We start from the raw sequence: 12,860 nt of genomic DNA, 5'->3' as shown, positions 1-12,860 counted from the left end.
GTGCGTCCTCAGCTGTGGAGCTGGCCCGAGTGGGCCGCGTGGTCGACATGGGTGGCCGGTTCGACCTGGAAGGTGCTGTGGCTCGTCTCGAAGTGCTCCTTCAGGCACGCGTCGAGTTCGCACAGCACGGCGTCGAGGCCCCGCTCGTCGAGCGTCTCGGGCGCGACGACGACGTGGGCGGAGAACATGGGGACGCCGGAGGTGATGGTCCACGCATGCACGTCGTGCACATCCACGACCCCGGGCACGGACCGCAGGTGCCTGCGAGTCGCGTCGAGGTCGACGTTCTTCGGGGTGGCTTCCATGAGCACGTCCACGACCTCGCGGAGGAGGCTGATGGCCCTGGGGAAGATGAGGATGGCGATGAGGATGGACGCGATCTGGTCAGCGACCATCCACCCCGTCACCCAGATGACGATGGCCGCGATGATGACGGCCACCGAGCCGAGGAGATCGCCGAGGACCTCCAGGTACGCGCCGCGTACGTTGAGGCTCTCCTTCTGGCCTGATCGCAGCACGAGAAGCGAGACGAGGTTCGCGACGGCGCCGATGACCGCCGCGGCGAGCATGATCCCGGACTCGATCTCGACCTCCTGCCCGAATCGGCGGATAGCCTCGATGAAGATCGTGACGGCGATGACGCCGAGGATGAGTCCGTTGATGAGCGCCGCCAGCACCTCTGCTCTCTGGAAGCCGAAGGTGCGGCGGGAGGAAGCGGGGAGCGTCGCGACGTAGCTGGCGAGGAGTGCGACGGTGACGCCGGCCGCGTCCGTGAGCATGTGGCCGGCGTCGGCGAGCAGGGAGAGAGAGTTCGAGGCGAAGGCGCCGATGATCTGCACGAGGAACACGCTCGCCGTAATCGCGAGGACGATGATGAGCTTTTTGCGGTGCTTGCCCGTTGCCGTCGTGTGATCGCCGAGGCCGTGGCTGTGCCCGTGGTCCTCGTGGAGTTCGGAGGAGCGTTCGACGCACGGATGCGTCGGGCTGAAGGCCTCGCCGCCATCATGGTCGTGCGCCGGCTGATCGCCGTCGTGGCGGTGACCGTCGGCAGGCTCGGTTGGGTTCGACATGCGTCCAGGCTAGCCTTGCTGTTGATTGTTGACAATCTTCAATCTCGCGGAGGTGGTGGGAGGCTTAATCCCGAGCCGCGGCTGGCGCGTATTTCTCGCGACACGGAGCCAGCGCTAGGCTCCTGGCATGTCCTCATCGAGCGAAGCCCCCGCAGTCAGGAACGAGCACGTCGATGGCGTCGAGTCCCCCGCATCCGCTCGCGACGCGCAGGTCCAGCACACGTCGGACGACGCAGCGCTTCGCCGGCTGACCTCGATCCGCGGCAGCATCGACAACATCGATGCCGCGCTGGTGCACATGCTCGCCGAGCGCTTCAAATTCACGACCCTCGTGGGCGAACTGAAAGCGGAGCACGGCCTGCCGCCCGCAGATCCCGACCGTGAGCGACGCCAGATCCTCCGCCTTCGCCAGCTTGCGGAGGAGGCGCACCTCGACCCCGAGTTCGCGGAGACGTTCATCAACTTCGTCATCGCCGAGGTGATCCGCCACCACGAGCGCATCGCCGAGCAGAACTAGCCGATCAGAACTCGGCCAGCTGGCCTCGGCCTGCGGATTGTGGCGGCTGCCCTAGCGGGCCGCGAGAGCGTCGGCCATGCGCTGGATGATCTCCTCGATCACCGGCTTCGGGGTGGCGAACACGATGCGCACGTACTGCTCGAAATCGGCCCCGCACGACGCTCCGGCGGTCAGGGTGACGCCGGCGTTGTCGAGGAAGAACTTCGCAGGTGAGCCATCGATGCCGAGCGCTGACACGTCGAGCCAGGCCACGTAGGTCGATTCGGGCACGATGGCGTGCACGCCGGGCAGCAGCTCGGCAACCAGTCGGAAGAGGAGGTCGCGGTTCTCGACGAGCGCCGCGTTCACCTCGTCGAGCCAGCCGTCGCTGTCGCTGTACGCGGCCTCGGCGGCGAACGCACCCAGGATCGAAGAGCCCCACACGACTCCGAAGCCGAACGTGCGGTAGTGCTCGAGGTCCGCGTCGTTCGTGAAGATGATCTGCGCGGACTTCAGACCCGCGACATTCCAGGCCTTCGAAGCCGCCGTCGAGGTCACCGAGTGGCGAGCCGCTTCGGCCGAGATGGACGCGTACGGGATGTGCTGCGGCCCATCGAGGGTGAGCGGCGCCCAGATCTCGTCCGCGAAGACGCGGCCGCCGCCGCGCTCGACGATGTCGGCGAGGCGAAGCAGCTCGGCCCTCGTGTAGACGGTGCCCGTCGGGTTGTGCGGGTTGACGAGCACCACGTTGGCCGGCCCGTTCGCGAAGGCGCGTTCGATGCCGTCGAAGTCGAGCGTCCAGCGCTCGTCTTCGATCACTCCCGCCACCTCGATCGTCTCGCGCCCCTGCAGCGCGTCGGTCACGAGGAACGGCATGTACGCGGGCGTCGGCACGATGATCGAAGAGCCCGGAGCCGTGAAGTGGCGCACGAACACATCGAAGGCGCCCATGACATCGGCGATGTGGTGGATGCGCTCGGGCTCCACCGCCCAGTCATAGCGTCGCTCGAAGAACGCGGATGCCGCTGTCGCCGTGCGCGCCCAGGTGGGCGGGGCGAGATAGCCGAGCTCATCCTTCTCGACGGCAGCGAGGATCGCCTGCCGCACGTTCGACGCCGTCCCGAAGTCCATCTCCGCGACCCACGCGCCGATGGTGCCCTCGTTGAGGCTCCACTTTCGGCTGTCGGGGCGGGCCAGCTCCGCGCGGGTGACGGCGTCGAAGCGCCTCGTGGTCTCGGTGTTGCTTGTCGGCGAGGGCATGTGGGAAACGTAACCACGCAAACGCTCGAGGCCCCTCGCGTATTTCCAAAGGTTTCGCCGCGGCTCCACAAGCTGACCTGAGTTCCGTACGTTGACCCTGTGGCCATTGAAGAGCGAAACGAACAGACCTTTGCGACCAGGCAGATCCACGCCGGCGCGGTCGTCGACAGCGACGTCGGCGCACGCGTGACCCCGATCTACCAGAGCGCCGGGTACGTCTTCCCGTCCTACGACGAGGCCGAGGCCCGATTCTCCGGCGAGAGCGTCGGGCGCGCCTATTCGCGCGGCGACAACCCGACGAACGTCGTCGCGGGGAAGCGCATCGCGAACCTGGAGGGCGGGCGGAACGGGCTCGTCGTGTCGAGCGGGCAGGCGGCCATCGCCATGACCCTGTTCTCGCTGGCCGCTTCCGGCGACCACATCCTCTCGACGGCGAGCCTCTACGGGGGCACCCGGCAGCTGTTCGACGGCAGCCTCACCCGGCAGGGCCTGAACTTCGAGTTCCTCCGCGCGGATGCGAGCGAGGAGGAGTGGCTCGCGCGCATCCGCCCAGAGACTCGGGCCGTGTACACGGAGTCGATCCCCAACCCGAAGAACGACGTCGTCGACCTCGAGCTGCTCGGGCGTGTGGCCGCCAAGGCCGGGGTGCCGCTCATCGTCGACAACACGGTCGCGACCCCCTACCTCTGTCGCCCCATCGAGTGGGGCGCCGACATCGTCATCCACTCCACCTCCAAGTGGCTCTCGGGCCATGGCTCGGTCATCGGCGGCGTCATCGTCGACGCAGGGAAGTTCGACTGGGCTGCCAACTCCGAGCGGTTCCCGCACTTCACGAAGGGGTCGTTCGAGGGTGCCCCGTCGTTCATCGAGCGCTACGGCGCCGACACGTTCATGAGCTACGTGAAGTCGGTCACGGTTCTCGACTACGGACCCACGGTGCCGCCGACGAGCACGTTCCTGCTGCTGCACGGCATCGAGACGCTCTCGCTGCGCATGGAGCGCCATGTCGCCAACGCGCAGCGCGTAGCCGAATGGCTCGAGGCCCGACCGGAGGTCGCCTCGGTCGACTACTCGGGGCTGCCGTCGAGCGAGTACCACGCACTCGCCCAGAAGTACCTGCCGGACGGTGCGGGCTCCGTCGTCTCGTTCGACCTTCCCGGCGGCCCGGATGCGGCGCGCAAGTTCGTGGAGGCCCTCGACCTGGTCAGCCACATGACGCACATCGGCGACGTGCGATCGCTGGCGCTGCACATGGAATCGACGATCTTCAAGCGCTCCTCGCAGGAGCAGCGCGACGAGGCCGGCGTGACTCCCGGGCTCATTCGCCTCTCGATCGGCATCGAGGGGATCGAGGACATCCTCGCCGACCTCGAGCGCGGCCTCGAGGCCACGCAGGTCTAGCTGGCACGGCCCTGGACGGGCACGTGCCTGGGTGGCACGACCTCTGCCTGGCGCGGCTCTGGGTGGCACAGATCCGGGTGGTCGGCGTCGCGGGCGTGCGGCTCGCGCCGGGTGAGCTTGCGGGGTTTCTGCGTCCCTGATGGGTTTTGGCGCTGGGCGTGATGGGTTTCGGTGACTGGTCATGGGTTTTTTCCCATCACGGTCGCGGAAACCCATCACGCGCATCCGAGGGCTTCTCGCGCAGGCGCCCTCGGTGAGGAAGTTGCAGGGGTGCGGATGCGCTCACCGCGTCGCGCGAGCCCGGTGGCGGCGAACCGCGGCTCGGTTGGCGCAACGCACCGAGCAGTATCGCTGGCGCCCGTTGCGGGTGACGTCGACGACCACGTTTCGGCATCCGTCGCCCTCGTCGAGTCCGGCCGCGCACCGGCCGAGGCGGTGCATGCCTCGTGTCGTGAGGTGCAGGGCGGTGCCGACGGTGATGACGGCGAGCAGGATGTCCGGCAGCGACATGTTCCAGTCGCGGTAGTGGAGGTGCCAGCCTTCGTTGTCGTGGTTGGTGAGGCGCGGGTAGGCCGTCGCCGAGGCCATGAGGGTGTTGAGGACCTCGGCGCGCTGTTCGTCACTCGGGGCATCCACGACTCTGAGCCACTCGTCGATCACGGCGCGGGTGCGCGCATGGTCTTCGGCCTCTGGCGGAAAGGGCATGGTCATTCCGTGCTCGCGGGTGCGTGCGAGCAGCGCGGGGCGGTCGGCTGGCCAGTCGTTGGCCAGCGAGGCGGCCAGGACGACGGCGTACTCTCCGTAAGGGTTGAGATGCATAAGGCTATTACACCAGGCTCGATGGCATGAAGAAACTCACGCCCGCAGACGACTTCGCCACGCGCCCCATCACGCTCCCCGACGACGTGCACGCGCCCATCCCGGCAGCCGCCGACACCGGCGTGACGTGTGTCGAGCACGGATGGGTCACCGCATCCCGACACGCGACATCGCTCGGCACGATCATCTACAGCGCCTGTGCGAGCTGTGGGACGCACCGGGCGGAACTCCTCGAGCCGCGCGACTTCTTCCCGACGCCCATCTCTCACGCGGTCGGCGCGCGCCCCGCAGATCGCTCCTAGGCGCGGGGGAGGTGCCGTGGAGAGCTGGCGTCGTCCGGAAGCACGCATGCACGGCCACGGATGCGTCACATCCATCTCTCGGATGACGAAGTTCACCACTTCGGATGACGCGATAGACCCGGTCCAACAAGTAGTGTCACTCATGTGCACCCCCGTCGAGCAGTGACCTTCGTCGCCCTCAGCGTGCTCTCCGTGACCTCGCTGTCGGCCTGCGCGACCCCCGATCCGGTGCGCCTGGTCGATCACCTCAAGGTCAACGAGCTCTCGGCCACGATGGAGATCGATGAGCTGCTCCCCGAGGACGCGAGTGCGTTTGTGCTCGGCTGCCCGTACAGCGATGTCGATGCGCTCGCCGCGAGCTCCGGCATCGACCGCGAGCTGTTCCGCGTCGGCGACCGCGACCTGCCGGGCCTGACAACCGACGGCCCGGTTGCACTGCTGCCCGTCATCGACGGCAAGGTGCGCCCAGGTGTTTCCTACGACACGCAGCACGTGTCGATGTGCGGAACCCACAACGAGGCGACCATCGACCGCGGATCGACGCTCACCTTCGCGCAGGACGGCTACGGGCAGTGGTTCGCCGTGTCGGTGCTGCCGAGCGAGCAGGCGTAGCGCGCACGAGGCGCCGCAGAACCCCGCGGGCACTCGCAAGATGCGGTCCGCTGCGCTTGGTGCGGTGAGGTCCCCGATCCCGCCCTCGGCGTCCGGCCAGCACATGGTGATGAGGTGTCCTGCGTGCGCGGTTCCCGGTGAAGGGTGCTGGGCTGAGGTGTGACGGCCGAAGCCGAGACGCTGCCCACCGCGTCGACAGGTGGACTGGAAACCGCCAGCCCTCGGTGTGTGCTCGCGCCGTTCGCCTACCGACTCACCGCGACAGTCTTCCCCGTGTTCGCCCCGTCGACGGCTACGCCTCGAGGAGCTCCACCTCCCAGTTCGTGCGCTGGATGATGACGTCCAGCTCGCGGAGCGCCTGAGCGACCCCGTCGGCCTTGGCTCGCACGTCGCGCACCGGCAGGGCGGACATCTGCCGCAGCTCGCTGCGCATCTGCCGCTGTCCCCACGACCCGGCCGCCGCATCCGCTGCCCGCACCAGGATGCTGTGCTGCGTGCGCAGCGTCTCCCGCGCCGCGAGCAGCGCCGTGATCGTGCGCCCATCTTCCGTGGGCGCGGTCGCGTTGGTGATGTTGATCGACGTCACGAGGCGCTCCAGCTGCAGGAGGCGAGTCGCGCACTCCTCGAGCAGCTCACTGGCGTCTTCGGTCGGCTGCTCGCCCTCCTGATAGGAGGCGTTCGCGACGATGCGAGCTTGCAGCGACGCAACGCGCTTCTGCAGATCAGCGCGCTCCAGGAGCGCTTCGGCGAGTTTCATGTGCTTACGATCTCACGTCGTTGCTGGCTCGATGATGGCAGCGCCGAAGATCCAGCTCTCAGCTGTCGTGGTGACGGAGACAGGCCCGGCGACGCCTGCAGGGATGTCGAACACGTCGGCGCGATCGACCGGATCGATGCTGCAGCTGGCGCCGTCACCATCCTTCTCGAGCGACCGGTAGTGGATGGATATCTCCGACGGACTCAGCACGATGAGCTCGCTTGGCACGAAGGTGCAGGGTTCGGCCCGATCTTGGCGGATGATCGTGAAGGTGCTGTCGTCAGCGACGAGCACCGGTCGTCGTTGCGTGGGGTCAGTTCCCGGAATCAGGGCGGACTGCGCCGCACTGGCCACGGGTGAAACCGCCCCCTCGAACGACGTGATGCTCGGCAGCGGCACCAGCGTCGAAGCGGTGGGGTTCTCGAAGGTCAGAGGCTCCTCGAACGAGTTCGCCGTCGCGAAGCGAACCTTCATGCCCGCGGGAGTGACCCCGGGCGGAACCGTGAACTCGTCGACGCGCGTCGTCGCGGTGAGGGTGCAGATCTGTCCGGGGTCGCCAACGTAGTCGTAGGTGAGGAGGATCGTGTCGTCATCGAGCAGCATCAGTCGAACGGGAGCCTGGCTGCAGGTATCTTCGCCGTTGTCGTCGCGAAGGACGCGGAACGTCGTGCCGTCCTCGCTCAGGATCGCCGCGGTCGAGCGGTAGTTCTCCGACTGCATGAGGAGCTGCCACTCGTCCTCGGTGGCCGTGCGCGCGACTGTCGGCTCGAACTCCTCGACGTAGATATCAGAGACAGGGACTTCGCTCGCGGGCGGGTCGTCGGCTCGCGGAACGGTGGGCGCGCATCCGGTGAGCAGGAGCGCTGCGGCCAGGCAGGCTGCCACCGCCTTTGTGGTTGTTTTTGCGGAGTTCACACGTCCTCGATCTCATACGGTTGATGGCTCGATGTAGATCGGCTTCGCCTTCGGCGTCTCCTCGGTGATCGAGACGGTCACCGAGCCCGCGACGCTGGCAGGGATCTCGAATTGCTCAGCCAGGTCGACCGAGCCGGGGACGCAATCCGAGTAGCCGCCCTCACGTGAGAAGGAGCGGTAATTGACGGAGATCTCCGTGGAGCTGAGCACGATCAGCTCGCTCGGCACGGAGTTGCAGGGCTCAAGGGCGTCAAACCGGGCGATGGTGAAGGTGGTGCTGTCGCTTGCGACGACTTTGGGGTGTCGTGGAATCGTCTTGTCGCCGGTCATGAGTGCAGACTCCTCGTCGGTCGCGAGTCTCGAAGGGACATCCGCGAGCGCTGTGCTGCTTGAAACGGCCCCCGTCGTCGCCGTCACGCTCGGGGCCTCGAAGGTCAACGGCTGCGACGCCGAATGCGTGTTCGTGGTCCGAACTTCAAGCCCCACCGGTTCCACCCCGGGTGGCACCCGGAATTCGTCGACTCGCGTCGTCCCCGAAGTCAGGCACGACGTGTAAGGCACGATGCGCTCATATGTGATGAGGATCGTGGTCGAGTCGAGCAGCATCAGGCGCGTGGGTGCCTCACTACAGGTGTCACCTGCGAAATCCAAGCGCACCAGTCGGAAACTCTGCCCGTCGTCGTTCAGGGCTGCCGCATGCATCCGCGTCTGGCCGCCGCGGACGAGGAGGCCGAGGTCCTCGTCGGTCGCTGTTCTCGCGACCTCCAGCTCGAACTCCTCGAGGTAAGCGCCAGGAACCACCGTGGCGGTCGGGGCAGTGCTCTCGCTTGGTGTGCCCGCCGGTGAGCATCCCGCCAGCACGGCCACGCAGAGGAGGGCGACTGCGGTCACCGCCGATCGGCGGCGGCATGTCGGGGCCTGGAAGCCGGTCATGCGATCAAACTATTGGGGAGCGGCCGAAGGCGCCAGCCCCAGTTGCGGACGTCGGCTCGGCGCGCCCCAACCTTGGTCGCTAGCCTGGCGACATGTCCTGGATCCACGCAACCGCCTTCACGGCGGAGCCCCTCTACTTGAACACCGCGTCGATGGGGCTGCCGCCGAAGACGACGACGGATGCGCTCACGCGCGAGATCGCAGGGTGGAGCGCGGGGCGTCGACAGGCGAACGACTACGACGCCACGGTCGCTCGATCGCGGCAGCTCTACGCGGAGCTCGTGCACGTGCCCGCCGCCTGGGTGGCGATCGGCAACCAGGTCTCGCCCCTCGTCGGGCTCATCGCGGCCTCGGTTCCGGACGGCGCCGAGGTGCTCTTCGCCGAGAACGACTTCACGAGCGTCAGCTTCCCGTTCGCGGCCCACGCCGACCGGGGCCTCAGGCTGCGCGAGGTGCCCGTGCACACCCTCGCCGAGGAGATCCGCGCGGACACGGCCTGGGTCGTCGTCTCGGCGGTGCAGTCCTCGACCGGCACCCTCGCCGACCTCGACGCCATCGCAGCGGCCGCGAAGAAGCACGGGGCGCGCACCCTCATCGACCTCACGCAATCCGCCGGGTGGAACGACGTCGACGCGAGCCGCTTCGACGCGACCGTGTGCGCCGCCTACAAGTGGCTGCTGTGCCCGCGAGGCACCGCCTTCCTGACGCTCGATCCGGAACTGCACGACAGCATCCGCCCGCTCGCCGCGAACTGGTACGCAGGTGAGGACCCGTGGTCGAGCATCTACGGGCTGCCGCTGCGGCTCGCAGCGGATGCGCGACGCTTCGACGTCTCGCCCGCCTGGCAGGCATGGGTCGGCACGGAGGCCTCGCTCGAGTTCCTCCTCGAAGTTGGAGCCGCAGAACTGGAAGCGCACGCGCTCGAGGTGAGCGCCGCGTTCGCGTCGGCGGCGGGACTCCCGGATGCTCGCTCCGCGATCCTCGCGCTCGCCCCCGTCGAGGGCGCAGCCAGGCAGATCAAGGACACGCTCGAGCGCCTCGACATGGTGGCCGCCAACCGCGCCGGTAACTTGCGGCTGTCCTTCCACGCGCACAACACCGCCGACGAGGTCGAGCCGCTCGGAGAAGCGCTGAGAGGCCTCGTGCACATCGTCTCCGGACGCTGACGCGGCCCCTCCCGCGCAATTAGACTCCGGCCGTGCGCGGTAAGAACTTCTTCGACAACCTGGCCAGGAAGGTCGGCGGGAAAACCCCGTCGACGACCATCGGGCGCCGCGCGCAGCGTGCCCTGCTCGCCGAACGCAGCATCCGCGAGGTGCTCGAGCTGGCCGTGCGGGTCGGCGAGACGATGCTCGCGCTCGGTGCCTCCGCGACGGACGTGACGGACGCGATCCGCCGCACCACGAAGGCGTTCGGCGTTGACTGCCAGATCGACCTCACCTTCACGTCGATCCTGGTCGTGCACGACGGAGCGAACGACGGCGCGGGCATCAGCCTGCTGCGCGTCGTCAACAGCCGCCTCCCCGACTACGACCGCCTCACCCGGGTCATGGAGCTGTCCCGCGAGATCGCGGCCGACCCCAACGACATCGACGTCGCCGAGACGATCGACGACCCGGCGAAGCTGGAGGAGGCTCTGCAGCAGCTCGAGTCGTTCCACCAGCGCCTCGACGAGATCCTCGTCGCCCCGCAGCGCTTCCGCCGCTCGATGGTCACCGTGTGGCTCGCACTCATGGCCGGCGGTGTCGGCTTCCTGCTCGGCGGCGGACCGCTCGTGTGCCTGCTCTCGGCGGCGACGACCGTGATCGTCGACCTCGTCCTCCAAGCGCTGGGCCGCTGGGGGCTCCCCGCCTTCTTCCTGCAGATCGCTGGCGCCGCGATCGCGACGGGCGTGGCCGTCGGCCTGCTCGCGTTGCGTCCGGTGCTGCCCGTCGACTTCGCTGCGCTCCCGCCGGCGCTTGTCGTCGCATCCGGGCTTGTCGTCCTCCTCGCCGGGATGTCGTTCGTTGGGGCTGCGGACGACGCCATCAACGGCTTCCCCATCACGGCGATGGGTCGGCTGCTCGAAGTGGTGCTGCTCACGCTCGGCCTCATCGTCGGCATCGCCATCGTGCTCGACGTCGCGCGGGGCCTCGGCATCGACCTGCGCCTCGTCGAGCGATCCGTGCAGCCGTGGCCATCGGCCGTGCAGGTGTTCGGCGCCGCCATCGCAGCCGCGGCGTGGGCGCTCGCGTCCTACGCGACCGTGCGCACTGCCCTGGTCGCCATGGTGTTCGGCGGAATTGCGTACCTCGGCTACGACATCCTGGTGACGGCCGGCACAGAGCCGCTCGTCGCGACCGCCGTGCCCGCCCTCATCATCGGCATCCTCGGCGAAGGCCTCTCACGCAAGCTGCACATCCCCGCCACCATCACCACCGTCTGCGGCACCGTGCCCCTGCTGCCAGGATTGGCCATCTACCAGGGGATGCTCGACATCACGTCGAGCTCCTCCTCGGACGACGGGGTGCTGCGACTCGTGCAGGCGGGCTCCATCGGCATCGGCATCGCCGGCGGCGTCACGCTGGGGCGGTTCCTCGCCCGGCAGTTCAGGCGTCGTCGTGGCGCGCCGCGCGAGGCGAGGGTCATGTCGAAGCGACAGTTCCGAGGAACCGCGACCGCCGGTCCTGAGACGCGCGCCATGTACGTCATCCCCGACGAGGTCGCCGTCGGCCTCGAAACCGGGATGCTGCGCATCGTCTCGGTCGACGAGGTCGTGGATGCGGTGACCGGCGCCGCCGCGAAGGCTCCAGACGCGCCAGCGGCGCCAGCCCAGCCGGACGAGACGGCACGGCCGACGCACCCCAACGTCGCGCTCAAGCGCGGCGACCTGAACGCTCGCGGAGAGTGACGGTCGGGGGTGAGGCATAGAGTCTCCTCGGTCCCGCCGTGCTCTGAGAACCGGAGCAGGCGAGCGAACGACCTCCAAGCACATCCCGAAGGAGCACGAATGACGACCGCGAAGGCCTACGCCGCCCCCTCAGCAACCGAACCGCTCGAGTCCATCACCATCGAGCGCCGCGACGTCGGCGCGAACGACGTGCTCATCGACATCGCCTACTCGGGCATCTGCCACTCCGACATCCACACGGTCCGCGGCGAATGGGGCCAGGTTCCCTACCCGCTCGCCCCCGGCCACGAGATCGTGGGCACGGTCGCCGAGGTCGGCTCCGACGTCACCAAGCACAAGGTCGGCGACCGCGTCGGCGTTGGCTGCATGGTCAACTCGTGCCGCGAGTGCGACAACTGCAAGGCCGGCTCCGAGCAGTACTGCACCAACGGCAACGTCATGACGTACGGCGGCAAGGACCGCGACGGCAGCATCACGCAGGGCGGATACGCGACGAACGTCGTCGTCGACGCCGACTTCGTGCTCAGCGTGCCGGAGAGCATCCCGTACGAGAAGGCCGCCCCGCTGCTCTGCGCGGGCGTCACGACGTACTCGCCGCTCGCCCACTGGAATGCAGGACCCGGCAAGAAGGTCGCCGTCGTCGGCATGGGCGGCCTCGGTCACATGGCCGTGAAGATCGCCGTCGCCATGGGCGCCGAGGTCACCGTGCTCTCGCAGACCCTCAGCAAGCAGGAAGACGGACTGCGCTTCGGAGCGAAGCACTACTACGCGACGAGCGACAAGGCCACGTTCTCGGAGCTGCGGAACACGTTCGACCTCATCATCAACACGGTGAGCGCGAACCTCGAGATCGACCAGTACCTCAACCTGCTGACGCTCGACGGCACCATGGTCTACGTCGGTGCGCCGGCCGAGCCGATCCCTGTGCGCGCGTTCACGCTCTTCAACAACCGCCGCTCGTTCGCCGGATCGACGATCGGGAGCATCCGCGAGACGCAGGAGATGCTCGACTTCTGCGCCGAGCATGACATCGCGCCGGAGATCGAGCTCATCGACGCCGCGCAGATCAACGAGGCCTACGAGCGCGTCCTCAAGTCGGACGTGCGCTACCGCTTCGTGATCGACGCCGCCACGTTCTAGCGGTCGTCTCGAGGGCTGGTCGCGGCGTTCGCCCGGCCAGCCCTCCGTCGATTCGGGATGGGTTCCGAGAGGTCTCGGGATGGGGAAGTCACTTCGTGCTGGGTAGGTTCCTGCAACGAAGTGACTTCCCCATCCCGAGACTTCCACGGGCTCCGGGGCTCTGGGACTCTGGGGGCTCTGGGGGCTCTGGGGACTCCGGTGACTTCGCGACTTTGGGGTTCCGGGACTCGTCGGCGGGGGCGAGGTCGTTGGCGACGTGTCGGCG

13 protein-coding genes are annotated in these 12,860 nt (G+C 68.0%); 7 read left to right on the top strand and 6 right to left on the bottom strand.

Features of this window, described 5'->3' with window-relative positions; genetic code table 11:
- Nucleotides 1-8: 8 nt before the first annotated feature.
- The gene (locus tag GV007_RS02205; protein ID WP_160070804.1) at nt 9-1,070 is read right to left on the bottom strand and encodes a cation diffusion facilitator family transporter; all 1,062 of its coding nucleotides are present in this window, start codon (nt 1,068-1,070) and stop codon (nt 9-11) included.
- A gap of 127 nt (nt 1,071-1,197) precedes the next feature.
- On the opposite strand from GV007_RS02205, the gene GV007_RS19375 reads away from it, so the two are divergent.
- Nucleotides 1,198-1,587 (top strand): chorismate mutase, encoded by a 390-nt coding sequence (locus GV007_RS19375; RefSeq protein WP_160070803.1) that lies wholly within the window; start codon nt 1,198-1,200, stop codon nt 1,585-1,587.
- 51 nt (nt 1,588-1,638) lie between these two features.
- Here GV007_RS19375 and GV007_RS02195 read toward each other — a convergent pair whose 3' ends face one another.
- Nucleotides 1,639-2,826 (bottom strand): MalY/PatB family protein, encoded by a 1,188-nt coding sequence (locus GV007_RS02195; RefSeq protein ID WP_160070802.1) that lies wholly within the window; start codon nt 2,824-2,826, stop codon nt 1,639-1,641.
- Nucleotides 2,827-2,925: 99 nt separating this feature from the next.
- Between GV007_RS02195 and GV007_RS02190 the strand changes: the two genes are divergently transcribed.
- Complete coding sequence (locus tag GV007_RS02190; RefSeq protein WP_236558262.1) at nt 2,926-4,227, top strand: O-acetylhomoserine aminocarboxypropyltransferase/cysteine synthase family protein; 1,302 nt, start codon at nt 2,926-2,928, stop codon at nt 4,225-4,227.
- Between the two features lie 282 nt (nt 4,228-4,509).
- Here GV007_RS02190 and GV007_RS02185 read toward each other — a convergent pair whose 3' ends face one another.
- Nucleotides 4,510-5,046, bottom strand: coding sequence for a CGNR zinc finger domain-containing protein (locus tag GV007_RS02185; protein ID WP_160070801.1), 537 nt, complete (start codon nt 5,044-5,046; stop codon nt 4,510-4,512).
- 26 nt (nt 5,047-5,072) lie between these two features.
- Here GV007_RS02185 and GV007_RS02180 point away from each other — a divergent pair, with 26 nt between their 5' ends.
- Entirely contained in the window at nt 5,073-5,348 is a 276-nt protein-coding gene (locus tag GV007_RS02180) for a hypothetical protein (protein WP_160070800.1), read from the top strand.
- A gap of 144 nt (nt 5,349-5,492) precedes the next feature.
- Complete coding sequence (locus tag GV007_RS02175) at nt 5,493-5,960, top strand: hypothetical protein (RefSeq protein WP_146080460.1); 468 nt, start codon at nt 5,493-5,495, stop codon at nt 5,958-5,960.
- A 292-nt stretch (nt 5,961-6,252) separates the two neighbouring features.
- On the opposite strand, the gene GV007_RS02170 is transcribed toward GV007_RS02175, so the two are convergent.
- From GV007_RS02170 to GV007_RS02160, 3 genes are read right to left on the bottom strand one after another with little or no spacing between them, the layout of a single operon-like run.
- Nucleotides 6,253-6,717, bottom strand: a complete 465-nt coding sequence (locus tag GV007_RS02170) for a DIP1984 family protein (protein ID WP_160070799.1) — start codon at nt 6,715-6,717, stop codon at nt 6,253-6,255.
- Between the two features lie 12 nt (nt 6,718-6,729).
- Nucleotides 6,730-7,602, bottom strand: a complete 873-nt coding sequence (locus GV007_RS02165) for a hypothetical protein (RefSeq protein WP_160070798.1) — start codon at nt 7,600-7,602, stop codon at nt 6,730-6,732.
- A gap of 42 nt (nt 7,603-7,644) precedes the next feature.
- On the bottom strand, nt 7,645-8,565 hold the full coding sequence (locus GV007_RS02160) for a hypothetical protein (protein WP_160070797.1): 921 nt from the start codon (nt 8,563-8,565) through the stop codon (nt 7,645-7,647).
- Nucleotides 8,566-8,657: 92 nt separating this feature from the next.
- Between GV007_RS02160 and GV007_RS02155 the strand changes: the two genes are divergently transcribed.
- The 3 genes from GV007_RS02155 (at nt 8,658) to GV007_RS02145 (ending at nt 12,595) form a co-directional block, all read left to right on the top strand.
- Nucleotides 8,658-9,731: an aminotransferase class V-fold PLP-dependent enzyme gene (locus GV007_RS02155; protein WP_160070796.1), complete on the top strand. Its 1,074-nt coding sequence runs from the start codon at nt 8,658-8,660 to the stop codon at nt 9,729-9,731.
- A gap of 32 nt (nt 9,732-9,763) precedes the next feature.
- On the top strand, nt 9,764-11,455 hold the full coding sequence (locus tag GV007_RS02150) for a threonine/serine ThrE exporter family protein (protein ID WP_160070795.1): 1,692 nt from the start codon (nt 9,764-9,766) through the stop codon (nt 11,453-11,455).
- Nucleotides 11,456-11,554: 99 nt separating this feature from the next.
- Nucleotides 11,555-12,595 (top strand): NAD(P)-dependent alcohol dehydrogenase, encoded by a 1,041-nt coding sequence (locus GV007_RS02145; protein ID WP_104305783.1) that lies wholly within the window; start codon nt 11,555-11,557, stop codon nt 12,593-12,595.
- Nucleotides 12,596-12,860 lie beyond the last annotated feature (265 nt).

It is taken from the genome of Pseudoclavibacter sp. 8L (assembly GCF_902506465.1).
Lineage (GTDB): Bacteria > Actinomycetota > Actinomycetes > Actinomycetales > Microbacteriaceae > Pseudoclavibacter.
The sequence above is the reverse complement of the archived record's forward strand: the minus strand, read 5'-3'. Positions and strand labels throughout refer to the sequence as shown.